Origin of the sequence: Dyella sp. S184 (assembly GCF_009766065.1) — a bacterium.
Classification (GTDB): Bacteria; Pseudomonadota; Gammaproteobacteria; order Xanthomonadales; family Rhodanobacteraceae; genus Rhodanobacter.
This window is the reverse complement of record NZ_LMUE01000002.1, coordinates 1,591,398-1,618,357: the sequence shown is the minus strand read 5'-3', so window position 1 is coordinate 1,618,357 and position 26,960 is coordinate 1,591,398. Positions and strand designations below refer to the sequence as shown.

Annotated in this window: 27 protein-coding genes and 1 pseudogene; 20 read left to right on the top strand and 8 right to left on the bottom strand. The window is 55.8% G+C overall.

Features of this window, described 5'->3' with window-relative positions:
• The first annotated feature begins 205 nt into the window (after window positions 1-205).
• Window positions 206-1,000, top strand: a complete 795-nt coding sequence (locus GSQ75_RS07120) for an AraC family transcriptional regulator (RefSeq protein ID WP_158753755.1) — start codon at window positions 206-208, stop codon at window positions 998-1,000.
• A gap of 31 nt (window positions 1,001-1,031) precedes the next feature.
• Here GSQ75_RS07120 and GSQ75_RS07115 read toward each other — a convergent pair whose 3' ends face one another.
• Window positions 1,032-1,670, bottom strand: coding sequence for a response regulator transcription factor (locus GSQ75_RS07115; RefSeq protein ID WP_158753754.1), 639 nt, complete (start codon window positions 1,668-1,670; stop codon window positions 1,032-1,034).
• Window positions 1,671-1,963: 293 nt separating this feature from the next.
• Between GSQ75_RS07115 and GSQ75_RS07110 the strand changes: the two genes are divergently transcribed.
• From GSQ75_RS07110 to GSQ75_RS07085, 6 genes and pseudogenes are all read left to right on the top strand, one after another.
• The gene (locus tag GSQ75_RS07110) at window positions 1,964-2,227 is read left to right on the top strand and encodes a hypothetical protein (protein WP_158753753.1); all 264 of its coding nucleotides are present in this window, start codon (window positions 1,964-1,966) and stop codon (window positions 2,225-2,227) included.
• 17 nt (window positions 2,228-2,244) lie between these two features.
• Window positions 2,245-2,526, top strand: coding sequence for a hypothetical protein (locus GSQ75_RS07105; protein ID WP_216840624.1), 282 nt, complete (start codon window positions 2,245-2,247; stop codon window positions 2,524-2,526).
• A gap of 204 nt (window positions 2,527-2,730) precedes the next feature.
• Complete coding sequence (locus GSQ75_RS07100) at window positions 2,731-3,189, top strand: hypothetical protein (RefSeq protein WP_158753751.1); 459 nt, start codon at window positions 2,731-2,733, stop codon at window positions 3,187-3,189.
• Window positions 3,190-3,435: 246 nt separating this feature from the next.
• Window positions 3,436-4,239, top strand: coding sequence for an acetoacetate decarboxylase family protein (locus GSQ75_RS07095; RefSeq protein WP_158753750.1), 804 nt, complete (start codon window positions 3,436-3,438; stop codon window positions 4,237-4,239).
• A 50-nt stretch (window positions 4,240-4,289) separates the two neighbouring features.
• Window positions 4,290-4,667, top strand: coding sequence for a tautomerase family protein (locus GSQ75_RS07090; RefSeq protein WP_140804569.1), 378 nt, complete (start codon window positions 4,290-4,292; stop codon window positions 4,665-4,667).
• Between the two features lie 82 nt (window positions 4,668-4,749).
• Window positions 4,750-4,866, top strand: a pseudogene (locus tag GSQ75_RS07085) (SDR family NAD(P)-dependent oxidoreductase); the annotation flags it as partial.
• A 68-nt stretch (window positions 4,867-4,934) separates the two neighbouring features.
• Here GSQ75_RS07085 and GSQ75_RS07080 read toward each other — a convergent pair.
• From GSQ75_RS07080 to poxB, 6 genes are all read right to left on the bottom strand, one after another.
• Window positions 4,935-5,189 carry a thiamine pyrophosphate-binding protein gene (locus GSQ75_RS07080; RefSeq protein WP_216840623.1) on the bottom strand — a complete coding sequence of 85 codons (255 nt, stop codon included), beginning with the start codon at window positions 5,187-5,189 and terminating at the stop codon, window positions 4,935-4,937.
• Between the two features lie 45 nt (window positions 5,190-5,234).
• Entirely contained in the window at window positions 5,235-6,662 is a 1,428-nt protein-coding gene (locus GSQ75_RS07075) for a TolC family protein (protein WP_158753748.1), read from the bottom strand.
• Window positions 6,643-8,577: an FUSC family protein gene (locus GSQ75_RS07070; RefSeq protein WP_158753747.1), complete on the bottom strand. Its 1,935-nt coding sequence runs from the start codon at window positions 8,575-8,577 to the stop codon at window positions 6,643-6,645. Before GSQ75_RS07070 ends, GSQ75_RS07075 begins: the two co-directional genes overlap by 20 nt.
• Complete coding sequence (locus tag GSQ75_RS07065) at window positions 8,574-9,587, bottom strand: HlyD family efflux transporter periplasmic adaptor subunit (RefSeq protein ID WP_158753746.1); 1,014 nt, start codon at window positions 9,585-9,587, stop codon at window positions 8,574-8,576. Before GSQ75_RS07065 ends, GSQ75_RS07070 begins: the two co-directional genes overlap by 4 nt.
• Before the next feature lie 14 nt (window positions 9,588-9,601).
• Window positions 9,602-9,910 (bottom strand): YtcA family lipoprotein, encoded by a 309-nt coding sequence (locus tag GSQ75_RS19290; RefSeq protein ID WP_158753745.1) that lies wholly within the window; start codon window positions 9,908-9,910, stop codon window positions 9,602-9,604.
• A gap of 259 nt (window positions 9,911-10,169) precedes the next feature.
• Window positions 10,170-11,885 carry a ubiquinone-dependent pyruvate dehydrogenase gene (gene poxB, locus GSQ75_RS07055; RefSeq protein WP_216840622.1) on the bottom strand — a complete coding sequence of 572 codons (1,716 nt, stop codon included), beginning with the start codon at window positions 11,883-11,885 and terminating at the stop codon, window positions 10,170-10,172.
• A 438-nt stretch (window positions 11,886-12,323) separates the two neighbouring features.
• Between poxB and cyoA the strand changes: the two genes are divergently transcribed.
• The 13 genes from cyoA to GSQ75_RS06990 all read left to right on the top strand — a co-directional run bounded on the left by cyoA (window position 12,324) and on the right by GSQ75_RS06990 (window position 26,032).
• A complete protein-coding gene (gene cyoA / locus GSQ75_RS07050; protein WP_216840621.1) occupies window positions 12,324-13,244 on the top strand; it encodes a ubiquinol oxidase subunit II in 921 nt (306 codons plus the stop codon).
• Between the two features lies 1 nt (window position 13,245).
• The gene (cyoB, locus tag GSQ75_RS07045; RefSeq protein ID WP_158753743.1) at window positions 13,246-15,207 is read left to right on the top strand and encodes a cytochrome o ubiquinol oxidase subunit I; all 1,962 of its coding nucleotides are present in this window, start codon (window positions 13,246-13,248) and stop codon (window positions 15,205-15,207) included.
• Window positions 15,208-15,225: 18 nt separating this feature from the next.
• Window positions 15,226-15,846 (top strand): cytochrome c oxidase subunit 3, encoded by a 621-nt coding sequence (locus GSQ75_RS07040; protein WP_158753742.1) that lies wholly within the window; start codon window positions 15,226-15,228, stop codon window positions 15,844-15,846.
• On the top strand, window positions 15,843-16,235 hold the full coding sequence (cyoD, locus tag GSQ75_RS07035) for a cytochrome o ubiquinol oxidase subunit IV (RefSeq protein WP_158753741.1): 393 nt from the start codon (window positions 15,843-15,845) through the stop codon (window positions 16,233-16,235). Before GSQ75_RS07040 ends, cyoD begins: the two co-directional genes overlap by 4 nt.
• A 312-nt stretch (window positions 16,236-16,547) precedes the next feature.
• Window positions 16,548-17,786 (top strand): helix-turn-helix domain-containing protein, encoded by a 1,239-nt coding sequence (locus tag GSQ75_RS07030; RefSeq protein WP_158753740.1) that lies wholly within the window; start codon window positions 16,548-16,550, stop codon window positions 17,784-17,786.
• 154 nt (window positions 17,787-17,940) lie between these two features.
• Window positions 17,941-18,891: a histidine kinase gene (locus GSQ75_RS07025; protein WP_158753739.1), complete on the top strand. Its 951-nt coding sequence runs from the start codon at window positions 17,941-17,943 to the stop codon at window positions 18,889-18,891.
• Window positions 18,892-19,262: 371 nt separating this feature from the next.
• Window positions 19,263-20,192, top strand: coding sequence for a 3-hydroxyacyl-CoA dehydrogenase (locus tag GSQ75_RS07020; protein WP_158753738.1), 930 nt, complete (start codon window positions 19,263-19,265; stop codon window positions 20,190-20,192).
• Between the two features lies 1 nt (window position 20,193).
• Window positions 20,194-21,159, top strand: coding sequence for a 3-hydroxyacyl-CoA dehydrogenase NAD-binding domain-containing protein (locus tag GSQ75_RS07015; RefSeq protein ID WP_158753737.1), 966 nt, complete (start codon window positions 20,194-20,196; stop codon window positions 21,157-21,159).
• Between the two features lie 78 nt (window positions 21,160-21,237).
• Complete coding sequence (locus GSQ75_RS07010) at window positions 21,238-22,458, top strand: acyl-CoA dehydrogenase family protein (RefSeq protein ID WP_158753736.1); 1,221 nt, start codon at window positions 21,238-21,240, stop codon at window positions 22,456-22,458.
• A 42-nt stretch (window positions 22,459-22,500) separates the two neighbouring features.
• A complete protein-coding gene (locus tag GSQ75_RS07005; RefSeq protein WP_158753735.1) occupies window positions 22,501-23,292 on the top strand; it encodes an enoyl-CoA hydratase-related protein in 792 nt (263 codons plus the stop codon).
• Window positions 23,289-24,122 (top strand): enoyl-CoA hydratase-related protein, encoded by an 834-nt coding sequence (locus tag GSQ75_RS07000; RefSeq protein ID WP_158753734.1) that lies wholly within the window; start codon window positions 23,289-23,291, stop codon window positions 24,120-24,122. Before GSQ75_RS07005 ends, GSQ75_RS07000 begins: the two co-directional genes overlap by 4 nt.
• 37 nt (window positions 24,123-24,159) lie before the next feature.
• A complete protein-coding gene (locus tag GSQ75_RS06995) occupies window positions 24,160-25,386 on the top strand; it encodes a CoA transferase (RefSeq protein ID WP_158753733.1) in 1,227 nt (408 codons plus the stop codon).
• A gap of 169 nt (window positions 25,387-25,555) precedes the next feature.
• Complete coding sequence (locus GSQ75_RS06990) at window positions 25,556-26,032, top strand: hypothetical protein (protein WP_158753732.1); 477 nt, start codon at window positions 25,556-25,558, stop codon at window positions 26,030-26,032.
• A gap of 54 nt (window positions 26,033-26,086) precedes the next feature.
• Here GSQ75_RS06990 and GSQ75_RS06985 read toward each other — a convergent pair whose 3' ends face one another.
• Entirely contained in the window at window positions 26,087-26,920 is an 834-nt protein-coding gene (locus tag GSQ75_RS06985; protein ID WP_158753731.1) for an enoyl-CoA hydratase/isomerase family protein, read from the bottom strand.
• Window positions 26,921-26,960: the final 40 nt, after the last annotated feature.

The window sequence follows — 26,960 nt, the reverse complement described above, 5'->3', positions numbered from 1 at the left end:
TCGGACAGATCTGAATGCGCGTAACGTTTAGACGAGCACAGGTGTACATATCAGGTTGAGAGAGGCGGCTATGTATGAAGGTGCATTTGGTGAAAGGTTAGGACGTTCGTTTCAGATAAGTAGTCCGCCTACGCTTCAGAGTCAGACGAAGCGGGGAAGCCGGCTCGCTGTTACAGAGCTGAGTATCGATAAAGGCGGCTACGGCATGACCTCGCCGATGGGAAGCGATGATGCCTATCTAATCTGCCTGAACTTCAAGCAGCAGACCGCGCACGAGTTGTGGTGCGATGGTCGATCGGTATGTTCAATGGCCTATGAGGCAGGAACCACATATCTCTTAGATTTACGCAGAGATCCATTTGTTTACATTGGAGATCCGCTCCATTCGTTGTATTTCTACATGCCGCGAAGCGCGATCAGCGAAGTAAGCGGGGAGCTCGATAATCTGAGTGCTGGCGACATCGCTTTGCAGCCTGGCGAATACGTTAGAGATTCAACCATCTTGTGCATTGGTCAAACGCTGTTAACTATCTTTCGTAACCCATCGACCTCTCATCAGCCGCTCGTAGACCATCTTCTTCAGGGCCTATGTGCTTACTTCGCTTCCAATTTCGCCGGGTCTTCGTCTGCTACCGCCATCGTCAAAGGTACGCTCGCCCCATGGCAACAACGTCTAGTCACGCAGATGATGCGTGATCGACTATTTGAGGGCATATCGATCACAGAGCTTGCGGATGCCTGCAGCTTATCCGCCGGAGCGCTAGTGAGAGGGTTTAAGAGGAGTACCGGAGTATCGCCACATCAGTGGCTTCTCTATCGTCGCATCGACCTGGCGATCGAACTCATGTCGAGTACCGATACGTCTTTGGCGCAAATTGCCTTTAACGCTGGCTTTTCGGATCAAAGTCACTTTAGCCGCGTCTTCACGCAAAAATTGGGTGTCACTCCCGGCGCGTGGCGCAAATCCCAAGGCTCCGCTTGGAGGGCCGAAAGCGCGTAGTTGGTTAGCGATGCAATATTGCGCCAGCTCGCTAGGGAAACGAATCCAGGAAGCCACGCTTGACCGCGATCATAACGGCGTGCGTGCGGTCTTCGGCACCCAGCTTGGCCATGATGCTCTTCATACGTGCCTTGACCGTATCTTCGGTGACATTCAGTGCCTCAGCGATATCGCGATTGCTGCGCCCTTGAGCCACCAGAGAGAGAACGACAACCTCACGATCAGTCAGTCTCTCTCGTCCTGTGTGGCTTGCAATTTCTTGAGCAACCTCGGGGGCCACGATATGGCGACCAGCCAGTGCACCACGTATCGCTTTAATGATTTCGTCACGACGAGCGGTCTTCAGAAGGTAGGACGTGGCGCCGAGCGTGAAGGCTCGAACAACTCGCGCATCTCCCGGGAAGGTCGTTAGCACGATGATGATCGCGTCGGGAAATTCGGCGCGAATGGCGGTAATAGCCTGCAGCCCGTCCATGACAGGCATCTGAAGGTCAATCAACATCACGTCGGGAAGCAGCTTTCGAAACTGATCGATCGCTTCCCTGCCATCGGCTGCTTCGCCGGCTAATTCCATATCGGATTCTTGTTCGATGACCGCCCGCAACCCGTCTCGCATGACGGGATGGTCATCCACAACGAGGATCCCGAATCGTTCTTTGGTCTCGTTCAAAAGAGTCACCTGTCATCCATCGCGAGCACCGAAAATACGGATGTGAGCGGGATCCCTACCTTGTCCTCAATCGTAACGACTATGCGCTGACGTATGAGGCAATTCAATGCTCAAAAGTGTATTCTTCTTCGCTACCTAGCACTGCCTATTGCTCCCCGCATACGGCGGCGCCAACCGGCGTGGATTCCAGCGGGCGATTTGGAAAAACCCACATTCCAGTGCAAAAACCTACAAGAAGAAGATCAGCATTGTGCGTACTGTAGCCTGCACTGGCCCGTGATGAGGATTGCACGATGGCGACACACCTTTTGGCGGTCACATGGCAGAAGGCTCCCACAACCAATGCCGCTCACAATGGTGTATTGGATAAGGACTTCGAGGCTGTGCTGCGATTGGCTAGAGAAATCGACCATGAAGAAGAGCGCTTACGCGATTGGTACCTGACGGCGAAGATAAGTGAACTCGGCGGCAAGACGGCTCAGGAACTGGTCCAGGCGGGTGATGTCGGCCTCGTTATAGGTTTTTTGAGATCGATTGGGCGTGGCTATCGCGACTGATTTTTGGGGTCACGCACATGAGAGAGAGAAACCCATTCGAGACGGTGAGCGCGCAACTCGAAGAGGCCTATTCCATGAAGGAGAGGACAGCCTTTGTTGCGTTCTCGATCCTTGAGGAGCACCTCAGCGATTTCTCCAATACGCTGATAAGTGGGCTTGGCGACCGGGCGCGCGCGGTGCGATGGATGTGCATGCACCACAGGGTGTTTGAAGGTAGAAATGCCTATCAAGTCATCGCCGATGGCGAGACTGATCGGCTTTGGGAGGAAGTGACTCGTGCTTGCGGCGTGGCTGACTGAGTTCGTTAGGTATCTGCAAAGGAGTGATTTTTCATCCTTCGTCGTCAACTTTGTCCAAGAACGGAATGGTTTCGGGTGCCATAGTCACCTTGATTGAGTCCGCATCGCAACACGCTTCGTTTCATGAAGCATCTATCTACTTCTCACGAAAACTCGCCAAGCTCGTAAAGAACGCTTAGTACGCTGAGTGCGGAGGAATTCACCATGACAAATATTTCGTCGATCGTCAGCTGTCTTTTCGCGGCCCTCGCCGTGGCGGCGTTGACGTGGCTCGTGATCCGTATACCGGGTGAATACGCCTATGCGAGCGTGTGGCTCATGCCAACGGTAGCCGCCTTCTCTGCGTGCGCTACGGGGTTTGTGGTTATGTATCGCAGCATGGAACATAAGGTGGCTTTAGCCGGGAAGCCATCTAGCTCTGCTCAACTACTCTCGGGCCACCTACGCATGGCCGGCGTGTTCGACTCCGTCGGTAGGGTATGCATCGGTACAGGCGTCTTGAGTGCGTTGATTCAAACAATTTCCAGTCCGGTTCATTGCAGTTGGGAATTGCCGTTCGCCATGGGTGTGGGCATCTTGGTCGGCGTCAAAGCGTTGAGAAAAATATCCGTTCAGCGTGTTGAAACAGGATCCAGGCCTTTTTCGGGATTTACTGTCAGTTGAGCATGTTGCTCACCGTTGAGTGTTCGGTCGAATGACCGATGGCGAAAAAGATCGTCTCTGGCGAATGCTGGATGAGCTGTTCGGGACACAATAACTCTGATCAGCATTCACGTCGCGGCGTAAGTTTTCTGCTTTTGCAGTCATATTTGTTCAAGACCCGTCGAGCTGTGAATGTCATCGTATTCGCCCGGGCCATGGTCGGGTCGACAGGCCGCTCTTGTCTGACGTTCATCCAGGAGATGCCATATGAAACGCAATTTTTTCGTTCCCCTGACACCCCGCGGTCTCTCCAACATCTCTCCGCCTCCGCCTTGGCACTACGCCGGCGATTTCCTCGTCATTGACTTCTGGGCGCGTCCAGACGCTGTTGCGTCTCTTCTGCCTGCGGAGCTGCAGGAAGATACCAAGGCGGAAGGACACGCGCAGGCGTACTTCATTGACTGGCAATTCACCGGCGAGCATGACGAGTTACTGAATCCGGCACGATATCAGTACCGGGAATTCTTCATACTCGTTGATGCGTTGTTCGACGGTAAACCGGTTGCATTCTGTCCTTATATCTTCGTTGATAACGACGCGGCGATTGCGCGCGGTTTGACGCAGGGTTTCCCAAAGCGCCTAGGCTCGGTTTTCCAGACGCGCACGTTTAGTGCGAAAGGCCCCGCTGCCACCAAGCTCGCAGCCGGAAGTCGATTTGGCGCGAGTGCGTCAACGAACGGACAGCGCATAGCGAAGGGTATCGTTACCCTTGAAAAGCCCGTAACGGACCCTGCTGCCCTGGGTTCTCGTCCTACTATCAATATGCGTCATTTCCCCAGACTCGCAGCTGGACAGTGGGAGCGTCCTGCTGTGCACGAATTGGTGGAATCCATCATGGATAATTTCACAGTGGCTGATGCATGGATGGGTAAGGGCGAGCTGGCGCTGCCGGAGTGCGAGAACGAGGAGATTTCGGACCTTTCACCCGTGCGATGCGGCAACGGTTATCGGATGTGTGTCTCGTATTCCGTGACTGATCTCAAGACGCTGGTCGATCATTCGGTGAAGTGACGCCTATTGCGCTGCGCTGGTGCCATCAAGCATTAGGGATAGATAAACTTATGCCTCTCTACACGCTAGTGACACAGAAAGGAACGCTCGATGGTCACGCCAAAAATCGCTTGGCGAAACAATTGACATCGTTTCACTCCGAATATGCAGGTGTACCGCAAAACTGGGTGCATGTTGTGTTTCAGGACTTTGAGCCGGGCGATGGTTTTAGTGCGGGCGAAGAGGCGCCTACTGCTGCGCTTACCGTGCTCATTCGGTCGGGGAGGTCGGCGGAATACAAAAGGAAATTTCTCACCGAGTTGTGGGCCATGTTTCAGGCAGCAACCGCTGCGCCTGACGAACAAATCGTCATCGGAATACAAGAGGTGTCTCCAAGTCAGGCTATGGAAATGGGGAAGGTCATGCCTGACGTCGCAGGAGAAGAGTAAAGCGGATGCCCATGTACGGTGTTAGTCCATGGCTTCCTCTTGGTCACACTGCTAGGCGGCCTATCAATCTGGAGGCGTCGCGGTGGATCTGGGAATCACAGGAAAGACCGCCTTGGTTTGTGGTGCCAGTCAGGGACTGGGGCGGGCATGTGCCGAAGCGCTAGCTGCAGAGGGTATCAACGTGGTCTTGCTGGCGCGCACACACTAGCGACGCTTGAAAGCGCTCCCGATGAAATACGTCAGCGCTACCAGGTAAACGTCTCGGCTCTACCTTGCGGCGTCCCCACGGAGCAGGGGCGCCGCGAAGCTACCCACGCAGACAGTCAATTGGCCGGTCAAGGCTGGCTCGCAGCCGGCGGCGAAGGCACCTGCTTCTTCATGGCGAGCATGCACCCATTCAATGGTGCTGTTGTCGAGATGTTCGGCGATCAGACTAAGGGTATCGCCGACGATGCCATAGCAGCGTTTGACACCCGTTTGTTCGAGGACTTCCACGATGATTTCGGCGACTTTCTTGCTCATGGCGGACTCCACTGCTTGGGTGATGCAAGAGATGGATGGCAGGCGTTATGGCGATACCGGATGACGACCGAGTGCAAGATCGAGCGCGGCCTTGGCAATTTGCACATCGGCATCTGCGTCTTCCTGATCCGCCTGCGCTTGCGCGAGAACCGCCTCGTTATTCATGAGATCGGTGATACTACTGAGACCGCGTCGATAGGAATCCAAGGTCGCTTGATAGGCGACGTCTGAGGCCCTTGTGTAGGCAAGCGACTGCACGCGGTTATCGAGGCTGGTTTTGAGATTGTTATAGGCCTGCACGACTTGCTGTGAAGCACCGTCCTTGGTGGCCGCCAGAGAATCTTCGGCAGCGGATTTCTCGGAAAGGGCGACTGACACGTTGGTCGCGCGCGCGCCGCCATCGAATAATGCCCATTCGAACGAGACGAACACGGCATTGCCGGTACGGTTGATCGACGAATAGGGGCTGCCGTCGCTGCTGATTTCGCCGACGTTCTGAAACACCTGTGCAGCCAAACTGATCGTGGGCCGATAAGCAGCCCTCATTGTGTCGACTTTGGCTTCTGATGCGGCTACCTTGTCCTTGGCAGCGAGGATGTCCGGTCGCGACTCGAGTGCATCATCCATCAAGGCGTTCAGCGGTTTCAAAGAAGCAGCTGCTGCAACTTCCGATGGAGCGGCGATTTCAAAGTGACTTTCGGGTGGTAAACCGACGGTCGCGACCAGGCCTGCAAACGCGGTATCGGCGGCACCGGAAGCTTTGGTGAGCGCCAAATGCATGGCAGCGGTCTGGCGCTGAGCTTCGGCTACCTGGACCACGGTAGCGCGTCCATGATTGCGTTGGTCAAGGACGGCCTGTTCGGCAAGTCCGGCGGCGTCGATGGCTTTCTGCGCGGCACGAATGCGCCCTTGCGCAGAGACGGTCTCGAAGTAGGCTTCCGACACTTCGTAGATCAGCTTTTCCTGTGTCCCCAAGACCGCCGACTGCGCGGCATCGGCGTTGTGTCGGGCCTCTTCGACTTCGCCTTTGCGCCGCCCGAAATCGAACAGGAGCCACTTCATTTCGAGGGTTGGAAAAACCTCACGCGTCGACGAAACGAAATAACCTTTCGCCGAGACGGTCGGTGGAATGGCTAGCGGCGTGCGTTGGATACCACCCAGTGCCTTGAGGCTGACCTGCGGCGCGTATTGGCTCTTGGCCAATCGCGTCGCCAGATTCGCCTGGTACGCCTGTTCTTCAACTTCGCGTGTTTGCGGGTTGATCGACAACGCCAATTTCACCAGTTCCGCCAAAGAATAGGCCCGGTTTTCGACCGTGGGTGTATTCGCTGCCGCCGGCGCGGCGGTGGTTGTCGACGCCTGTGCCCACGAAACGGGTGCGTCGTTCGCGAATGCAGGCGTGGAGTGAGCCCAAAGCGCGATGGTGACGCCACAGCCGACAAGGAGTGACGATCTATAGCAGGCGCGATGCATGATCGATCTCTTCGTTCAGGCGCAAACGCGCACGACCGGCAAGTGACGTCGGATCCGGCACGTCAAGAAGTAGGGAATCGGGGGCAGGTCCTTTGGAAAGCGCGAGCAAGCGCTGCGACATGCAAAGATCGACGGCGGCTGGAGAGGGAGCCGAAGACTGCAGGCGCCGAAGGACAAAGGTCGAATAGACCAATCGCTCCATCGCAGATGCTTCGAGTTCGGCGGTATGAGCCGGTCGACGGCGCTGAACCCATGATCCTTCGAATACCGAGCGCGACTTCAACAAGGCTGCTTGTTGGACCTTGGTGTTGACCTCGAGCCGCAGGTCTGCGGCAGCTTGTGCCGTCGGCGCGACAAGGATTGCGCTTAGTTTCTCCAGTGACGAAAGCCAAAGGTTGCGAGCCTGCTGAAGCGCGCTGACGGGCCAAAGACTCGTAAAAAAGACACTGATCCAGATGTTTCCGATCACGATACCCACGACACGATCCCTCAAGACCGTTAGGTCGCTGGCTGGTGCGTACCCTTGCAAAACCCCCAAAAAAAACGCAAACGCCATTTGCATGCCGGCGTAAGAAATGTTTTCGCTGCTCGTGGAGATGCATGCGCAAAGTGCGGAGACGGTAGCGACAAGCAGGCATAGTTGACCGATATCCGTCAGCAACGGAATGACGAAGACCAGGCACAGGGCGCCGAGGATACCTCCCAAGACAGCACCCGAAATTCGTAGCGTCAGCTTATGCGCGCTTTCGCCAAAGGTGGTCAGAGAAACGAAGAAGCATGTCGTGACCGCGGTACTGATGCCTGGCCAATCCAGCAGCGAGTAGGTGGCGTAGGCGGCCAAAACGGCGAAAGTCACTTTGAGCGCGTAGCGTACGTATGCCGGGTTGTGAATGGCATCCGGCACAAACAGCCGACGAGCAGCGGTGGCGTGAGCATTTGAAGTGCCCACCTGGGCGTGCCCGCCGGCTTCCCTACGCAATTCCCAAAGCGCCAGACGAAGGGCTGCATACACAGGGTCGGAGCCGGATTTCACGCCCTCTTGAGCCATCGGAACGGCCGCGTCGTCGACTCCTCTGCGCTCGAGAAAGAGCGCCCGGCTTTGGCGAACGCTCGAAGCCAATCCATGCCGGGAGGTCGCTGGAAGCTGCGGCGGCAAAGCCCGGGCAATCTGGAGTATTTCGAGCATGAGCCCTAACAACCGTTGATCTTCTCCCGCGAATGCCTTGAGCTTTTTGTCCCACAAAAGGGCTTTCCCTTTTAGCTGGTTAAGCGCTACAAGCTTTTCGCGCAGCAAGGACGGGTCCTGGGAAAGCGGCAGTTCGATGTAGTCCGCGACGGCGTCCATCAACGCCGCGGCTCGTTGACGGGAAAGCGAAACGGGGCTTTGTCCGGTCAAAAGATTGAGCACGATGACGGTAAAGACAGGTATGGCGACCACGACCCAAAGCCACAGCACGATGTGCGTAACCGCCTCGGTATTGGGTGCGTTATCGACAAGTGTTTGCGAAAGCACCAGGACGAAACCAGAGAGAAAGGCGATGGGGCCAAGCGTGCTCGTCCGCGACAGGAACATGCCCAGGAACGTGCTCAGGGCCAGCAGCGGAATCCGTAGCGCGGGTTCCGACGCGTCGAACACGTAGAACAGCAGCGAGAGCGCGACTGCGAGCGTTACGGCCACCAGCCCACCGATCGCTCCGATAATCGTTGAAGCCGTGTCTTCCTGACTAAGAAGAAAGATCAGGTACGCAACGTAAGCGGGCAGGGGTATCTGAAATACCATCGCGACCGTAACCGCGATGGCCGTGCCCGTCGCGATGCGCGCGATGGAGCGAATCCGCGCTGCATCAAGCTGTAGCTCACGGTGCAGTAGAGTTTGGAGTCGTGCTGGGGAGGCGCTGTCGCTTATGACAGTCATTTCGCCACCTTGACCGAAGCGGTGGCGCCGATGCGCAAGAAGCTTGTATCGGCCTGATCCAGGCGCACCCATACCGGGAAGCGCTGCGCAACGACGACCCAGTTGAGGTTTCGATCGACCTCGGGCAATCCAGGGCCAGCCTGTCCCTCCGGTTGTACGCCGGGGCCAAGGCTTTCTACCGCACCTTGGAGCGGATGCTCGTCGTAGCCCATTACCCAGACCGTGGCACGATCGCCCACCTTAAGGTGATGCAGATCCGTTTCACGGAAATTGGCGATCGCATACCAATGGTTGTTGTCGATCAGCGTGAAAAGCGGATGGCCCTCGACAGCGAACGAGCCGATCGACAAATTGAATCCGGCGATTCGGCCATCGACCGGCGCCCGAATCACCGTCTCACGGACGTCACGCGCGGCCAGGTCCCGGGCTGCTTGGGCTCCGAGCAGCTGCGCCTTGAGGCTCTCCACGTCGCCGATGGCTTCCTGGGCTTGCGAGGCCTGTTGAATCGTTGCCGCCAACTGTGCGTTGGCCGTGCGCTCGTTCGTACGCGCTTCGTCCATTTGCTGTGCTGTCACGAAGCCTTTCGCCAACAGAGGCGCCATGCGCTCGACCGTGTTGTGCGCCAGCGCAAGTTGCTGGCGCGCGCGATCGACTTCGCGAGCGGCTGCCTGTGCACCCGAGCCCTGTGCTGTTACCTGACGGCCCGTCAGGTCTATTTCGGCCTCTAGGGCCGCGACCTGCGCGTTCGCCTGTCGAAGCTTCATCTCGAACGGCTCGGAATCGATGCGAAGCAGTACGTCACCCTGGTGGACAAACTGGTCGTTCTTGATGTCGGACTCGACGATGCGTCCGCTTACCTCCGGCGTAATGCCTGCGCTGTAGGCAAACACGTAGGCGTCATGTGTGCGAGGGCGCTGGTCCAGGACAATCATCGTCGTGATCAGCATCACTACTGCGCTGGCAATCGCAACAAATGCGATGATTCGACCCAGAGTTGTCTTTTCGGACATGCGTGGTGTCTCCTTCATCCCAGCCATAGCAGCCAGATCGCCAGGGTGACGGCCACCCACGTGCACAAGTAGACGACCACCGGAATCGGTAGCCCCGCGTCGATGCCAGTTTTTCCAAACACGGCGCGCAGAACCACTACGCCGGCCAGTCCAAGCAATGCGCAAATCATCCAGGTCGGAAAATAAGATCCCAAAATATTCCGAGAAGGGGACGCGCTACACGCAGCCAACGCGGCGACCGAGGTCAGGGCTAGCGCGGCACGCCACCAGGCTCTTGCTTGCGGTAATGAAACCAGTGGCTTCGAGCATCGACGTGAATTCATGGTGCGTTATTTCCTGGTGTCAGCGTCATTTGCACGAGAGTCATAGGTGGATTTGGCAGCCTGTCGCGGAGCAAGTACTTTTCGAAGATGCGCGACTTGTCCGGCGTCCACTGTCGTTTGTTGAACTCCCCAACCGGTCCTGACGAAGCTCGGAATGTCCGCAATATCGCGATCCGAGAGGGGGTCCGCGAAAGGTGGCATTGTGAACTGAGCGGGAGTAATGACCCCGCGGTGCAAGCGCGTGATGCGATTCTCCTGATTAGCGAAGTAGGTTCACTTTCGCCAAGTCGACCAACTGGCTTCCTCGGCCATCGAGAACCGCCTTGATCATGAAGAGACCGAATTTGTAGGCTTCATCGAACGTTGTCGTTGGCGGCATTGCCAATTCCTGGCGCGCGCTAACAACGTCCACTAGCACGGGGCCGTCGTGGTTGAACGCTTCAACAAGCGCCGAGCGAAGGTATTTTGGATCTTCAACGCGAATGCCCCTGACACCCACGGCATTCGCCATGTCTGCGAAATTGGGATTGACTAGGTCGCAGCCGGTATCCACAAAACCGTTGGCCTTCATCTCCATCTCAACGAAGCCCAAGGTTCCATTATTGAGCAGGATGATCTTGACCGGAAGCTTAAGTTGTACGAGCGAAAGGAAGTCGCCCATCATCATGGAGAAGCCGCCGTCGCCAGACATTGAGATCACTTGGCGTTGGGGGAAGGCGACCTGCGCGCCTATTGCGTGCAGCATCGCGTTCGCCATGGAGCCGTGGTTGAATGAGCCGACGATACGGCGCTTACCGTTGACTTTGAGGTAGCGCGCCGTCCAAAGAACGGGGGTACCGACGTCGCATGTAAAGATCGCATCCTCAGCAGCTAACTCGCTGACGAGTTGGGTTACGTATTGCGGATGGATTAACTTGCTGCCTTCCTTGGGTTCGGCCAGCTTATCAAGCCCTTTCCGCGCCTCTTTATAGTGAGCGAGAGACGCATCCAAATGGCTGGAGTCGACCTTCTCGGGAATCGAAGGAAGCAGGCTCTGAAGTGTTTCCCTCACGTCGCCAATGAGGCCAAGCTCAAGTGAGCAGCGATTTCCCAGCGCTTCGGGGCGTATATCGATTTGCGCGATCTTGGCGTGTGTTGGAAAGAACTGGCGGTATGGAAAATCGGTGCCTAGCAACAACAGTGTGTCGCAGTCCTTCATGGCGGCATAACCCGACGAGAAGCCTACGAGCCCAGTCATGCCGACATCGTAGGGATTGTCATACTCAATAAATTCCTTGCCGCGCAAGGTATGAACGATCGGCGCTTTCAGGCGCTTGGCGAGCTCGATCACTTCGTCGTGCGCTCCGGCACAACCTGCACCACAGAAAATGGTGACGCGTGTCGCATCCCTCAGCAGGTTTGCCAGTCGTTTGAGATCCTTCAATGAGGGGTGAACGATCGGCTTGGTCGGCATCACCCAGCGTGGCGGCTCGGCTACCGCGTCCTTGAGTGCGATGTCGCCAGGTATGACGATAACTGCCACGCCGCGTCGAGCGACAGCAGCGCGAATGGCACGCCCAAGAATCTGTGGGAGCTGGCTTGGATTCGACACCAACTCCACGTAATGGCTGCATTCCTTAAAGAGTGATTCCGGGTGCGTCGACTGAAAGTAATCGATACCGATTTCGCTACTTGGGATGTGCGCCGCGATAGCGAGAACGGGAACACCGCTGCGATGGCAGTCGAAAAGACCGTTGATGAGGTGAAGATTGCCCGGACCACAACTGCCAGCGCAAATAGCCAGTTGACCCGTCAAATGCGCTTCTGCACCGGCGGCGAACGCAGCGCTTTCTTCGTGACGCGTGTGGATCCATTCGATGGCGCCGGACTTGCGGAAAGCATCTGTCAAGCCGTTGAGCGAATCTCCAACGACGCCGTAAACGTGTTTGATGCCCGCTAGCTCGAGTACGCGGGCAATGTATTCGGCAGACGTCATAGCCATACCTGCAATCTCCTTACAATGAAAGTCGACGCACACCTGGGTGCCAATCAAGCGAATCGAACGAATCCGTAGATAGTCGGAAGGCCCGAATCGGCTGATGTCCGTGCTGTTCTTTCTAGAAAGAACCAAGCTCTAGCCGAAGACGACGTTAGCGCCAACGTCGCACGATAGGCTTGTACGCGATTGACCGGATATGTACGAAAACCACGCGACTTGTTTGGTCTACGACTCTGTTGAGCAATTCGACACTTTTGAGCCAGGGTGTGCGCGACTTTATTTGCATCGATCACGATGACAGGTCTCATCTGTTCCTTATGGGGCAGTTTTGTCCAAGACCGCGCTGGTAGTTGCGACCTAACGTCTCTGCATCGTTATGTCACGCAGTGGACGAATTGTGGCCACCCATCGGGCCGCCGATCGCGGAGACCAATCATGATGCTTAGAAATACGATCTCGTCGTCTTTGGTTCGTTTGACAACTGTGGCGGTCTGTGCGTCTTTGGGCGCCTGCACTGAGGGTGTACTTCTCCCTAAGGGACCTGTTGGGGCGCAAGAGAAACAGCTTCTGCTGGAAGCGCTCATTCCGATGCTGATGGTAATTACACCCATCATCATTCTTACGCTTTGGTTCGCCTGGTGGTTCCGCGCATCCAATGCAAGGGCGAAATATCGGCCGCAATGGGAATACTCCGGAGCCATCGAGTTTTCAATTTGGATGATCCCCATGCTGGTCATCCTGTTTCTCGGAAGCTTGGCTTGGGTCGGTGCACACCAGCTCGACCCGTATCGGCCACTGGCATCAAAGCAAAAGCCGCTTGTCGTCCAAGTCGTCGCATTGGACTGGCGCTGGCTGTTCATCTATCCGGAGCAAGGTGTTGCCAGTGTCAATGAGTTGGCCGTACCGATAAACACGCCGGTCTCCTTCAAGCTGACATCGGCGACCGTGATGAATTCGTTCTTCATCCCCTCATTGGGCGGTCAGGTCTACGCCATGCCAGGTATGCAGACACAGTTGCAACTGCAGGCGAACGAGGCGGGCAACTACCGTGGCCTGTCCGCGCAGTTCAGCGGCGATGGATTCTCTGATATGCATTTCCAAGTGCTTGCGACCGACGCGGCAGGCTTCGAAGCGTGGGTCGCGCGGACGAAGTCGGCGGCGACACAACTGGATGCAACGGCCTATGACCGTTTAGTGGCAGATCACAAGGTCGGCGAGGTCACGTACTACTTCCCGGTTTCAGGCGATCTGTTCGACCACGCCATCGACCACGCCACGAAACGTCCGGAATCGACGTTGGCCACCTCTGCAAACGCCCCTGGCGCTGCGCGCATACCCGCACGATCGGAGCACTGACATGTTCGGAAAGCTTACGTTAAGTGCGATCCCCTTCGACCAGCCTATCGTCATGATCACGTGTTCCGTGCTCATCGTCGGCATCCTGGCGATCCTTGCTCTGATCACCTACATGCACAAATGGACATGGCTTTGGACCGAGTGGATCACGACCGTCGACCACAAGCGCATCGGCATCATGTACACGCTGTTGGCAACGGTGATGCTTCTTCGCGGATTCAGTGATGCGATCATGATGCGTTCGCAGCAGGCGTTGGCAAGCAGCAACGCCCACGGCTTCCTTCCACCCGAGCACTACGATCAGATCTTTTCCGCGCATGGCACGATCATGATTTTCTTCATGGCGATGCCGTTCGTGGTGGGCTTGATGAATTTCGTCGTGCCGCTGCAGATTGGTGCGCGCGACGTGGCGTTCCCTGTACTGAATTCCGTCAGTTTTTGGCTGACCGCAGCTGGGGCACTCCTGATCAATCTTTCCCTTGGTATTGGTGAATTTGCGCGCACTGGCTGGTTGGCCTATCCGCCTCTCTCCGAGTTGCCTTTCAGCCCTGGCGTAGGGGTCGACTACTACCTTTGGTCGTTGCAAATATCGGGAGTCGGAACGCTTCTCTCGGGCGTAAATCTGGTGACGACGATCCTGAAGATGCGTGCTCCCGGCATGCGCTTGTCGATGATGCCGATTTTCACGTGGACCGCGCTTGCGTCAAACATGCTCATAGTCGCAGCGTTTCCGATCTTGACGGCAACGTTTGCGATGTTGCTGTTGGATCGCTATTTAGGAATGCACTTTTTTACCAACGATGGCGGTGGGAACCCCATGATGTACATCAACCTCATATGGACATGGGGTCATCCAGAGGTATACATCCTCATTCTTCCGCCATTTGGCGTGTTCTCGGAGGTCATAGCAACGTTCTCCCGCAAGCCGTTGTTCGGATACCGGTCGATGGTCATAGCAACAATGGTCATCACCCTTTTGGCGTTCACCACGTGGTTGCATCACTTTTTCACGATGGGCTCGGGCGCGGACGTCAATGGATTCTTTGGCATCACCACCATGGTGATTGCCATACCGACAGGCGTGAAGATCTTCAATTGGCTCTTTACGATGTATGGCGGGCGCGTGCGTTTTGCATCGCCGGTGCTATGGACCATCGGATTCATGGTGACGTTCACGATCGGCGGTATGACCGGTGTTTTGATGGCGGTGCCTCCGGCGGACTTTGTGTTGCATAACAGCCTGTTTCTCGTCGCGCACTTCCACAACGTGATCATCGGCGGTGTGGTTTTCGGCTGCTTTGCTGGTTTCACCTATTGGTTTCCGAAAGCCTTTGGATTTCGACTTCACGAAGGTTTGGGTAAAGCCGCGTTTTGGTGTTGGTTCTTCGGCTTTTATCTTGCCTTTATGCCGCTCTACATTCTTGGCTTCATGGGCATGACACGTCGCATGAACCATTACGACGATCCGGCATGGCTGCCATACCTGCTGTTCGCCGAGGGCGGAGCCGTGTTGATCCTGATCGGCATTCTGCTTCAGGTCACCCAGTTGGTATGGAGCATCAGGCACCGCGAGACGTTGCGTGGCGGCGCGGCGGACCCGTGGGATGGACGCACCCTGGAGTGGTCAACGACCTCGCCGCCTCCCGCTTATAACTTTGCGCGAGTACCGAAGGTGAGTGGTCTCGACGCGTACTGGGGAGCAAAGCAAGAGGTCAGGCCTGCCTCAAGCGAATCTTTCGAGGCTATTGAGATACCAAAGAACTCGGGGCTTGGATTTTTCATGAGTTTCTTCGCCGTCATCGGCGGGTTCGGCATGATCTGGCACATCTGGTGGATGGGTGTCTTGGCGATCATTGCGTTTTTCGCGTTGATCGCGTGGTCGTCCTGGGACGAAAACGATGAATTCGAGCTTTCGGCCGCTGAAGTAGGCCGGCTCGAGCGCACGCAACCTCACGTCGTCTGATCAGGAAGGGACAGAATTATGTCTAGCAATGTTGCATCGTTGGATATTCCCGTAGATGGCTCGGATGAGCAGTTGTCCTCCAGACAACATATCACCGGCTTTGGCTTCTACATCTATCTTCTGAGCGATGGCATCCTCTTTGCTGCGCTGTTCGCCGCGTTCGCCGTATTGAGGACTGCGACGGATGGTGGTCCTGATGGACACATGCTTTTCAGTGCGCACAACGCATTTATCGAAACGGCTTGCCTTCTCACAAGCAGCTTTACCTGCGGTATCGCCATGCTGGCGTGCGATCGGCGAAACAAGTTCGTTGCGCTTATAGGATTTCTTGTTACAGCTGCGCTTGGCCTGACGTTTCTAACGTTAGAGGTTCATGAGTTTGCCGACCTCATCTCGAGGGGCGACGGCCCCGATCGCAGCGCGTTCCTATCCTCGTTTTTTACGCTCGTCAGTACGCATGGTTTGCATGTGACATGCGGGCTCCTGTGGCTCGGCGTTCTCCTTGTTCAATTCCTCGGACGCGGATTTACGCCAGCAATGGTGCGTCGCTTCCTATGCTTTAGCCTTTTCTGGCACGTCCTCGACGTGGTTTGGATTGGCGTCTTCACATTTGTCTATTTGGTCGGAGGCTATCTATGACGACACATCTACGGCACGACCCGCCCCCCGGGGATTCACATACCCCTGGATTGGAGAGTCGAGAGGCCCACGGAGGCCTACGCGGCTACATTGTTGGCTACGTTTTGGCGATCGTGCTCACGGTCGCCGCATTCAGTGTGGCACGCAGCACGAATATGGCTCCGTTCAGCGTCGAGGCCGGATTGGCCGTTTTGGCGATCGCTCAGATGCTTGTTCATCTCATCTTCTTTCTGCACATCAACACTGCTCCCGCGCAAAAGATCAATGTCATAGCTTTCGCAACGACAATGCTGATCATCATGATCGTCGTCGTGGGATCCATGTGGATCATGGGTCACCTCAATCACAACATGGTCCCCATGGATCATCTGATGCAAATGCAACGCTAAGTCGCACTGCACGAAGTGACACCGTCGACGGATAGCGAGTGAGGCTCAGATACTCACGAAGACCGCGATTTCGTCGACATCGGATGGTGGTAGCGAAGGCGTCAGCCTGGGCCTTTCTGCAGGCAGGGCATCGATTACCAAGCGGAGATTCTGAAATTTCGAGAACAAAGGGCGCCGTACAGCGCCCTTTGTTCTGTTGTGCTCCGATTGAAAGGCTAGACTGGAGACCGGCAGCCTTTTCAGTTCTCGCATAAGTCTTTCACCCAGGTGTGCGCTTGGGAACGAGCACTATCTCATTGTCTCGGTGCAAACATGAAAATTCCAAAAGTAACGGGAAAGCTTCGCGAAGTGACCGCGGAATATGCGAGAGATCCGAGCATGATTGTCGATAGGTCCTATCGGGCGATCTCGCAAAGTGACGGGACTTACAACGACCTATCATCGAGCACCAAGAGCGATGTTATGGAGTCGATTCGGTTCTCAGCAACGCTTTGGTTCAATTCCATGTTGACGGGACAAAGTCCTACGGATGAAGACATGGAGATATTTCGAAACCTTGGGCGAAGACGTGTTCATCAAGGTGTTGACCTCGCGTCACTCCTAAGGGCCTATCGAGTCGGATCAAAAGAGCTTTGGAACGCTTACCTGGAGCTCGCGTCGAAGCAACAGGACGTACAGAGCGAGCTTCTTTTCACCGTATCACCGTATCTTCTCGATCATTTCGACGAAATGGCACAGTCGATCGCAATCGCCTATATGGAGGAGCAACACGGGCAGTCAAGGTGGAAGGACGCACTACGATACGAACTCTGCAATCTGATCTTTAGCCCTGCAGGCGAGATAGACGAGTTCAATAGAGTCTCGGAGGCCATTGGCATCGATCCAACGATCGCGCGGGTCGCGTTAGCGTTCGATACGAATGCGATAGACACGATGCCATCTCGCATAGAAGCTGAGCTAGACCGCGTGCAATTGGTTGTCACGCGCATGGCCAAGATCAGCGGGTCGGATCTTGTGAGGGTGATGTATCGCGGGCGATTGATTTTTTGGGTCCCCTGCATTCGAGGTGACTCCCTTCTCGCTAGTGATCGAAGAATGGGAGAGTTGGCTACGCGGTTAGTCGAGACTGTCCCCGAGTTCAAACGGGTAGGTGTAGGGATGATGGGATTGGGACCATCCGGTTGGTCCGGTTCCGTGGACGAAGCGGTCAAGGCACTGGAAGTCGGTGAGCGCGATGGGAGCGGCAATCGCCTGTATCGGTATTCAGACATCGCGCTGAACGAAGGCGCGAGACGTTCAGATAACGTTCTTCGTTACTTAGAGTCCCTCATTGAACGGCTGTCGCATGAACCGGATCTATTGAGAACCTTGGAGTGCTATTTGGATCAGTTCCAAAAGCGCAAGCAAACGGCCGACATTTTGGGGATCCACCCCAATACGCTGAACTATAGGCTTGAGCGCATCCAAGAGATTACTGGAGGGAGCATTCAAGATCCTGCATGGCTGGCGAAGCTCCATGTGGCGATACGGCTTCGCAAAGGGAGCTTGTGAGAGCAGCTTGGTCTAGCGACGTTGCCTGTCGCGTCGGACATACCTCAGATACCTCAGTATTTCCTTGCCGCGGGTGCCCATTTGCGCCTGGAAAAATTTCGTAGCCAGCCAGCCGTCAAATGCGAGTTGCTCACACGCTTTCCCGTCAGGCGTTGTGGGTTTCTACAAAAAAAATCAAGAATCGTCCAATTTCTATCAAGAAGGCATCGAGATATACAGGTGGCCGAAGGCAAGTGTGCCGACTACTGAGGCTGTATTTGTGCGGAGCGGGCTATCTATTTCTTCCTCGAGCTGGATGTGGCCGCTGGGGAGTGGTGCGACGCTGTTCTTCGCGCTTTGGAACTTAAACAGGTTACGGCCTGGATCCACAGAGCAAGGGAATCGCCCCCTGGAAGATGAGAGGCGTACCGAGCGCAAGCGCATAGCGCGAGAGCTGCACGACACCTTATTGCAGGGGCTGCAGGGAATCCTGCTTGAGATTGAAGTGCTTTCCTCCAGGCTTCCGGAAGAAGAGCGCGAGCGCGCGACAAGGATTGAGCAAAAGCTTCGTCATATCGTCGTGGACGGGCGCAACGCTATTAATGCGCTTCGTTTGCCCGACGACGACGAAAAGGATTGGGTAGCGGCGATCCTGGAAATGGGAGAGCGCGCGGCCTCAGATTCGAATGCCAAATTCACCTTAATGATAAAGGGTTCGCCTTGGAAATTACGACCAAAAGTACGAATTGAGGTGTTGGCTATTGTTCGTGAGGGTTTGCGCAATGCTTTTGAACATTCGCTTGCAAAGAACATCTCTATCGTCGTGGTCTTCGTGAAACGCGGATTGAAGATTTTGATTCAAGACAATGGTATCGGTGTCAGCGAGCAGCGCCTTGAGTTGTGCCAGAAAGAGGGCCACTGGGGAATCGCTGGTATGCGCGAGCGGGCCGAGAAATTGGGAGGAAGGTTAATGATCAAGAGCCGACTCTCCAGAGGAACGACGGTCATTCTAGTCATACCAAGGGAGCCCGTGCTTATGAGGCATCGCCTCTCATGCATGTCTAGGCAACGGTGGCCATTGAGCGACAGTAAGCACCAAGGGAAATTCTCTCTGCCACGGTGGTAACCGCGTTAATGTTGCAGCGGGTGGAGTGTGAAGCGGACGCAGAAACGGTAGGCACCTCGTGCGCAGATATCACCCATCCCGACGATTTCCTTGAGCATCGACGATGCTCTTGTGATTGTAATCGTTGGCGTTGGAAGTCTAATCCAGTCGATTTCCATAGTTATCGCGGCTCTCTTATTTAGCTGAAACAAAAATGAAATAACAACCATTTGAAACGCAATTAACGACTCGAAGCTCGCCTGAAGTCGAATTAGTAATAAGCACAATCGTCCCTATGGTGGCGGTTTCATTCAATACCAGAAGCTTCACTCGCGGCACTGTAGCGCTTTGGCTCTGACCAATTTCGTGTCAGAGCAATAGATAGGTATCCCATGTCTGAAACTATCAAAGGAAACAATCGAGACGTTGACGTCAAAGCCACCGTCTCCCGCCTTTTTGTACTTGAGTTGAATGCCGGGCGCATTCATTCCATGAATCCGGATGGTTCGGACCGTAAAACAATCGTAACGGATTGCCGGTTGCCGGATGGCATCGCGGTTGACGTAGATGCAGGTCACATCTATTGGACCAACATGGGTGTGCCGAGTCTCAACGATGGCTCGATCGAACGCGCCGACATTGACGGCACGAATCGAAAGACGATTGTTGCGCAGGGAGAAACCCACACACCGAAGCAGATCATCCTCGATAAGCGAGACGGCAAGCTCTATTGGTGCGATCGCGAAGGAATGCGTGTCATGCGCTGCAACCGTGATGGCTCGCAGCTGGAGACACTGGTCGAGACTGGCCATAGCGACACCGATCGCCACGATCAAAGGCGCTGGTGTGTCGGACTGGCGATCGATGAGAAATACGAACGAATCTACTGGACGCAAAAAGGACCCGATGATGCCGGGCTCGGTCGCATCTTGCGCGCTAATCTCAACATTCCAGCAGGTCAAGCGGCAGCAACCAGAGCCGACATCGAAGTCTTTTTCGATGACCTGCCGGAACCGATCGACCTTGAACTCGACGTCCATAGCCGTGTGCTCTACTGGACCGACCGCGGCGATCCTCCGCGTGGCAATACCGTCAATCGCGCCTCTATCGACGACAAGCCAGCCGAGCCTGAGATCCTGATAAGCCATCTAATGGAAGGCATCGGCATCGCCCTGAATGTGGCCAACGATCGCATGTTTGTGACCGATCTAGCCGGATCGATTTACTCCGCGCGGCTTGATGGCTCCGATAAACAAAATGTTCTTTACGCGCAAGGCAACCTGACCGGTATCGCCTACGCCGAAATCCCGCAGGAGCAATGAGATGTCGCAAAACAAACCCATTCGCCGGATTGCGATTATTGGCACAGGCGTCATCGGCGCCAGTTGGGCGGCCCTCTTCCTTGCCAAAGGTCTTGATGTCGTCGCCACCGACGTTGCGCCAGACGCGGAAGCAGCGTTGATTCGCTTTGTTGCTAATGCCTGGCCGGCACTGCAGCGGCTCGGCCTCGCATCCGGTGCCTCGCAGGATAGGTTGTCGTTCACGGCGTCCCTTCCCGATGCGATTAAAGATGTCGATCTCGTGCAGGAAAATGGGCCCGAGAAAATCGATTTCAAAAAGACGCTCTATCGTCAACTCGATGAGCTATTGCACGCCGACGTGATCATCGCTTCCAGCTCGTCAGGTTTGACGATGAGCGAGATCCAGTCGGCATGTGCCTTACACCCCGAGCGCTGCGTCATCGCTCATCCATTCAATCCGCCGCATTTGGTGCCCTTGGTCGAGATTGTCGGGGGTGCCAAGACCTCGGAAAAAACCATCGAACGTACCGCTGAATTTTATACCGGCCTCGGCAAGCGGACCGTCCGCTTAAACAAGGAAGTACCTGGGCATGTGGCGAACCGTTTGCAGGCCGCACTGGCACGCGAGGTATACCATCTCGTTGCCGACGGCGTCGTCAGCGTCGCCGATGTCGATACCGCACTGTGCTGGGGGCCTGGTTTGCGCTGGGGCATCATGGGTCAGGTGATGCTCAATCATCTCGGTGGCGGCCAAGGCGGCATCGAGCACTTCTTCCAGCAATTCACCGGGCCGATGACCGCTTGGTGGTATGTGCTGGGCAATCCGCAGCTGACGCCCGAAGTCCAACAAAAACTGATCGACGGCGTGCATGCCGAGGTCGGTTCGCGCTCGATCGATGAACTGGCGGCGGAGCGCGATGAAGTTCTGCTCGGACTGATTGAGCTGCGCAACAAAGCCGACAAGTTCCGCTCAACTACATCGAACTGAAATCGGGCATCAGCGCCAAGATCGATCATACCTTTTTAAATCTTCCGGCTTTCCAGCCGCAGGAAATAGGAACTCTACATGTCCACAGCGACCGAAACGAACAAGGCCGCCGGGCCGAAGCCTGTGCCAGTGCCGAATGGCGATTTCTATCTGCTCGTCGAGCTTCTCACGCCCGAGGAGAGAGACATCGTCAAAAAAGTGCGGACCTACATGGAAACCAAGGTCCAGCCAGTTATCAACAAATACTGGTCCGATGACGCGTTTCCGTTCGAACTGCTGCCTTCGTTCAAGGAACTTGGCATCGGCGGGCTTGGCTATGAGGGTTATGGCTGCGCTGGCGGTAGCCAGAAACTGTTCGGCTACGTCACGATGGAGATGGCGCGCACCGATGCATCCATGTGTACGTTCTTCGGTGTACACAGCGGCTTGGCCATGGGCTCGATTTTTCTCGACGGCTCTGAAGAACAGCGGCAAAAGTGGCTGCCGCCGATGGCGCGCTTTGAAAAGATCGGTTGTTTCGGGCTGACCGAACCGCTGGTCGGTTCGGGATCCAGCGGAGGTCTGAATACGACGGCCAAGCGCGAGGGCGATACCTGGGTTATCAACGGCCAGAAGCGCTGGATCGGCAACTCGCCATGGTGCGATATCTCGATCATCTGGGCACGCGATCTGGATGACAATCAGGTCAAGGGCTTCATCATCGAGAACAAGAATACGCCTGGTTTCCTCGTCGAAAAGATGGAGCACAAGATCGCGTTGAAGGTCGTTCAGAACGGCCAGATCACGCTGACCAACGTACGGGTACCGGAGGAGAATCGCCTGCAGGGCGGCAACTCGTTCCGCGACACCGCGCGCGTTTTGCGGATGACACGCTACATGGTGGGCTGGGCGTCCACCGGCATCCAGATGGGCGCGTTCGAGGCCACGCTTAAATACACGCAGGAGCGTTCGCAATTCGGCAAGCCAATCGCCTCATTCCAGTTGGTGCAGGACATCCTGGCCAAGATGCTCGCCAACGTGACGGCGTGTCAATGCATGATGCTGCGGCTCGCACAACTCGATGACGAGGGGAAACTCACCGATCACCAGGCGGCGCTCGCGAAAGCGTTCTGCACGGCCAAGTCGCGCGAAACTGTCGCCTGGGGACGCGAGCTTTTGGGCGGCAACGGGATCCTCGCCGACTACAACGTCGGACGTTTCTTCGCCGATGCCGAGGCACTCTATTCCTACGAAGGCACGTATCAGATGCAGAATCTGATCGTCGGCAAAGCCATCACCGGTCACGGCGCCTTTGTTTGACGCGCGCCGCGGCGACCAGCCAGAAAATCTAGCGAGATGGAAATGCCTGAGATCGTGACCGAGCGCTTTGAGAACATACTTCGAATCCAGTTCAACCGACCGGAAAAGAAGAACGCAATGACGTCCAACATGTACTCGACCTTAGCCGAGCTGCTCAATGCTGCTGCCAAGGACGACGAAACGCGGGTTGTGCTCCTGCACGGAGCCGGCGATTCATTCTGCGCGGGCAATGACCTCGAGGATTTTCTCCACAACCCCCCGAAGAGTGACGACAGCCCGCAGGCCCGCTTTTTCGCGGCGCTGATCGAGTTCGACAAGCCACTTATCGCCGCAGTACATGGCGTCGCCATCGGCGGGGGCACGACCATGCTCACGCACTTCGACTTCGTGTACGCCGCGGAGCACACGAGATTCCAGATGCCTTTCGTGAATCTCGCCCTGGTACCGGAACTGGGAACGAGCTATTGGCTTCCTGCGCAGATCGGCTACCTCGCCGCAGCGGAATTGGTTCTACTGGCGCAGCAGTTCGATGCACACCGTGCTGCCGAGCTGGGGTTCATCACGCGCATCGTGGACGAGGCAGACCTCATGGCGACAGCTCTGGACACGGCACACAAATTGAAACGACAGCCGGCCGGAGCCGTGCGTGCGAGCAAACGACTGATGAGGCGCACCTTGACCGCTCAAATGACGGCCGCTGCAGAACTCGAGTTCCAGGAGTACGCGTCGCGCTTGCAATCGGGTGATGCCAAGGAAGCCATCACGGCATTCTTCGAAAAGCGCCAGCCCGACTTCACAAAGTCGAAGGCTACAGTTGGAGGGTCCTTGCAATGACTTCGCCCATAACTACGTCGGCACTCGAACCATCTTCAACAACGGGGTTGAACCTCGAGAACGTTCTGTACGAGAAAAAGTGTTCGATTGCCTACGTAACAGTCGATCGGCCCAAGGTACTCAACGCTCTGAGTACGTCCACATGGACAGATTTGAAAGCTGCGTTCGAGGATGCGAAAGCCGACACCTCCGTGCGCGGTGTGATCCTAACCGGTACGGGTGACAAGGCATTCATTGCTGGCGCCGATATCGGTGAACTTGCGCATTTGGACACCTACGAAGCGGAGGAGTCGAGCCGGTTCGGGCAAGGTGTGCTGGACCTTATTGAAAATCTTGGCAAGCCGGTGATCGCTGCGATCAATGGCTTTGCGCTTGGTGGAGGCTGCGAGACGGCCATGGCCTGCACCATGCGGATCTCCGTGGAACATGCCAGATTCGGACAGCCCGAAGTGAAATTAGGCCTCTTGCCCGGTGGGGGTGGAACGCAACGTTTGCCGCGTCTTGTAGGAAAAGGGCGTGCGTTGCAACTGATCCTCACCGGCGAAACAATTTCCGCGCAAGAAGCCTACCGCATTGGCCTTGTCAACGAAGTCGTTTCTGCGGACAGCCTGATTGGTCGTGCCGAAACCATCCTGAAGCAGGTAGCGGCCAACGCGCCCATTGCTGTGAAGTTTTCCTTGGATGCGGCGAACAAAGGCATGGAGACCAGCCAAAGCGCAGGCCTCGCGCTGGAAGCTGCCTACTTCGGCATTTGTGCCGCCAGCGAAGACAAGAAGGAGGGTACCTCCGCCTTCCTCGAAAAACGTGCACCCCGGTTTCAAGGGCGCTGAAGTAACAGTCGCATATAGCAATTCAAAGAGAACACACATGGCAAGCGAGAATATTTTTTCCGGACTGAAAGTGGTTGATATGGCGAGCTTCATCGCAGGTCCCAGTGCCGCGGTGATCTTGTCCGACTTCGGCGCTGACGTCATCAAAGTGGAACCGCCAAGCGGCGAACTGTGGCGGCACGCGCACAACGCTCCCCCACAACCTGTCGCCGAGGATGCTTACCCGTGGCACCTGAACAATCGCAACAAGCGGGGTATGGCGCTCGACCTGAAGTCTCCGAGCTCCCAGCAGGTCCTCGAGAAACTCGTCAAATGGGCTGACGTTCTCATTGTCAATACGCCGCACCCGGCACGTGCGCGACTTAAGCTTGAGTATGAAGATGTTGCTGCATGGAATCCGCGTCTGATCTATGCAGACGTTACGGGTTTCGGCGATAAGGGGCCCGATGCAAATCTCCCTGGCTTTGACATTACGTCGTACTGGGCTCGCAGCGGGTTGTTGTCGATGACGCGTGATGCCGGCGCACCACCCACGTGGCCGGTGGCCGGCAGCGGCGATAACGCGACCGCGGTCGGACTCTATTCGGCGATAGTTACCGCTCTGTATCGTCGAGAGCGAACGGGTGAAGGGGCGCATGTCACGACCTCGTTACTCGCGCAAGGCGTATGGTCTGCGAGCGTCTCTATCCAAGCTGCGCTGTGCGACGCAAAATTCTTTGGGTTGCACGATCGAAAAAATCCTGCGAATGCGGCGATGAACGTCTACCGCGCTGCTGATGACACGTGGTTCGTTCTTGTTGTTACTTCTGACAAGTTGGCGGCCGTGGCAACCGCGATCGGCCGCCCCGATCTGCTGACCGATCCGAGATTCGCCGATCCGGCAGAGCTGTTGGCGAATATGCCGCAGCTCACTGCCATCCTGGACGAAGTTTTCGGCGCGCACCCGATGGAGCATTGGTACAAGGTGTTCAACGGTGTTCACGTGACGTTCGGCGCGGTGCGTGACCAGCGAGAAGTCATTAACGATCCACAGCTTCATGCCAATAACATCATCGTTCCGCTCGAGGGCGCCGGCGGTAAGCTGACGTCGACAATCAGCAGCCCAATTCAGGTGCATGGTGTTGCCAAGGTATCCGCCAGGCGAGCTCCAAGGATTGGAGAGCACAATGATGAAATTCTTCAGCAATTGGGATTCGACGCAACCGAAATAGAGGGGTTGCGCATAAGTGGAGCTGTTCCGGTGATGAAGGAACATGCAGGCTAGTACAACAATAGCGACCACATGATCATGAAGCCCGATAGCGCCCAGTTGCTTATGGGTGCCTACCACTTGTCGAGTGGCAAGCAGAGCGAGTGGTCTCGTGAAAGCAAGGAGTATGGGGGCTATATAAGTATCCCTACGCCATTTCGACCCAAACCTCGAAAGAGTGCTTATGGAAACGGCATTGATTGGCACATTGTCTGCGCTCACGGGCTCTGCTATCGGCGCGCTCGCACCAGTTCTAAGTAATGTCATTTTACAGAGGAGCACGACACGCAGAGAATTTCTGACCAGGAGCGTGGCGTCCAGGGAGTCCCTATATTCTGACTTCATTAATCAAGCATCGCACTTGTACGTCAGTTCACTAACGCGTGACATGGAGGACTTCGAGAGCTTGTTGCAAGTCCACGCGCTGGTGGGCCGAATGAGGCTTACATCTTCCAGCGAAGTCGTGAAGGAAGCTGAGGCACTCGTGCGCAAGATAACGGCTAATTTTTCTCAAAAAAATATGACGCTGAATGAAATACAGAAGCTCTCGCTCAGTGCCGGGAAGTCGCCTATTGAGCCCTTTAGCCTGGCCTGCCGCATTGAACTGAATACCATCGTTCAAACGATGCATCTTCCTCGATATAAATTGGATCATGCGTAGCATTGAGCAGTGTCGCACCCTGCATGTGAGTGCGGCCAATCTTGACTCACGGGGTTATTTTGTTGGGGAGAGTCTCCCTATGAAATCCATCTCCAACTCGCCTTCATACGTTTCAGCCCCGACCCTCAATGCTTCCTTGACGAGCGCTTGCGACACCTCGCTGGCCACACTCAAATCGGACTCATGAGCTTCCACCAGAAGCCCCTCGGCCAAGGAGCCAAATGCTCCAATGTCCACCGCTGCCTTGACGTGAGCGATGGTATGCGCAGGAAATGCAGCTACACGGCGAGCCAGTTTCTCGACAAAGGGGGTCAACTCTTCGGCCGGCAACGCTCGATTGATATAACCGTAAAGTTCTGCCAGCTCCGCCGAGAGATCATTGCAACTTAGCAGCACCTCCAAGGCGCGTGCGCGTCCCATGACCCGTGGCAATCGTTGCGTAGCGCCGCCGCCCGGTACAAGCCCAACCGCAACCTCTGGATGGCCAAAGATCGCTTTGCCTATGGCACCAAAACACATGTCCGCAGCCAGCGCGATCTCACTCCCGCCGCCCCGGCACCGTCCTTCGATTTTGGCAATGGTGACCTTGGGCATGTTCCTGAAGCGCTCGCCGATCATCTGTGTAAGACGAAAGCTTCGCGTATGCGATACCAATTTGGAAGCAGCTCCGACCCGGCCTAAACCAGAGTGGGCAATAAAGAAATCAGGAAGAGCGCTCTGCAAGACGATAACCCGGACACTCTCGTCGAATTCGAGCTCTCTACCGAGTCTGTCGAATTCCGGCGACAGAACTTCATCAAGAAGATTTATCGGAGGATGATTGATGCTGATGAATGCGACTCCGGATTCGAACTTGAGTTGGAAACATTTGTAGTCGGAATATGGCATGGGTTGGCTCCTATTCGGCGATCGATTTAGTAAGGCCCGA

Coding starts and splice junctions, on each gene's coding strand:
- GSQ75_RS07010 (WP_158753736.1), top strand. CDS start 21,238: ATGTCCACAGCGACCGAAACGAACAAGGCCGCCGGGCCGAAGCCTGTG.
- GSQ75_RS07105 (WP_216840624.1), top strand. CDS start 2,245: ATGAGAGAGAGAAACCCATTCGAGACGGTGAGCGCGCAACTCGAAGAG.
- GSQ75_RS07075 (WP_158753748.1), bottom strand. CDS start 6,662: ATGCATCGCGCCTGCTATAGATCGTCACTCCTTGTCGGCTGTGGCGTC.
- GSQ75_RS07015 (WP_158753737.1), top strand. CDS start 20,194: ATGTCGCAAAACAAACCCATTCGCCGGATTGCGATTATTGGCACAGGC.
- GSQ75_RS07095 (WP_158753750.1), top strand. CDS start 3,436: ATGAAACGCAATTTTTTCGTTCCCCTGACACCCCGCGGTCTCTCCAAC.
- GSQ75_RS07005 (WP_158753735.1), top strand. CDS start 22,501: ATGCCTGAGATCGTGACCGAGCGCTTTGAGAACATACTTCGAATCCAG.
- GSQ75_RS06995 (WP_158753733.1), top strand. CDS start 24,160: ATGGCAAGCGAGAATATTTTTTCCGGACTGAAAGTGGTTGATATGGCG.
- GSQ75_RS07120 (WP_158753755.1), top strand. CDS start 206: ATGACCTCGCCGATGGGAAGCGATGATGCCTATCTAATCTGCCTGAAC.
- GSQ75_RS07020 (WP_158753738.1), top strand. CDS start 19,263: ATGTCTGAAACTATCAAAGGAAACAATCGAGACGTTGACGTCAAAGCC.
- poxB (WP_216840622.1), bottom strand. CDS start 11,885: ATGACGTCTGCCGAATACATTGCCCGCGTACTCGAGCTAGCGGGCATC.
- cyoA (WP_216840621.1), top strand. CDS start 12,324: ATGATGCTTAGAAATACGATCTCGTCGTCTTTGGTTCGTTTGACAACT.
- GSQ75_RS07070 (WP_158753747.1), bottom strand. CDS start 8,577: ATGACTGTCATAAGCGACAGCGCCTCCCCAGCACGACTCCAAACTCTA.
- GSQ75_RS07100 (WP_158753751.1), top strand. CDS start 2,731: ATGACAAATATTTCGTCGATCGTCAGCTGTCTTTTCGCGGCCCTCGCC.
- GSQ75_RS07000 (WP_158753734.1), top strand. CDS start 23,289: ATGACTTCGCCCATAACTACGTCGGCACTCGAACCATCTTCAACAACG.
- GSQ75_RS19290 (WP_158753745.1), bottom strand. CDS start 9,910: ATGAATTCACGTCGATGCTCGAAGCCACTGGTTTCATTACCGCAAGCA.
- GSQ75_RS07090 (WP_140804569.1), top strand. CDS start 4,290: ATGCCTCTCTACACGCTAGTGACACAGAAAGGAACGCTCGATGGTCAC.
- cyoD (WP_158753741.1), top strand. CDS start 15,843: ATGACGACACATCTACGGCACGACCCGCCCCCCGGGGATTCACATACC.
- GSQ75_RS07080 (WP_216840623.1), bottom strand. CDS start 5,189: ATGAGCAAGAAAGTCGCCGAAATCATCGTGGAAGTCCTCGAACAAACG.
- GSQ75_RS06990 (WP_158753732.1), top strand. CDS start 25,556: ATGGAAACGGCATTGATTGGCACATTGTCTGCGCTCACGGGCTCTGCT.
- cyoB (WP_158753743.1), top strand. CDS start 13,246: ATGTTCGGAAAGCTTACGTTAAGTGCGATCCCCTTCGACCAGCCTATC.
- GSQ75_RS07040 (WP_158753742.1), top strand. CDS start 15,226: ATGTCTAGCAATGTTGCATCGTTGGATATTCCCGTAGATGGCTCGGAT.
- GSQ75_RS07110 (WP_158753753.1), top strand. CDS start 1,964: ATGGCGACACACCTTTTGGCGGTCACATGGCAGAAGGCTCCCACAACC.
- GSQ75_RS07030 (WP_158753740.1), top strand. CDS start 16,548: ATGAAAATTCCAAAAGTAACGGGAAAGCTTCGCGAAGTGACCGCGGAA.
- GSQ75_RS07065 (WP_158753746.1), bottom strand. CDS start 9,587: ATGTCCGAAAAGACAACTCTGGGTCGAATCATCGCATTTGTTGCGATT.
- GSQ75_RS06985 (WP_158753731.1), bottom strand. CDS start 26,920: ATGCCATATTCCGACTACAAATGTTTCCAACTCAAGTTCGAATCCGGA.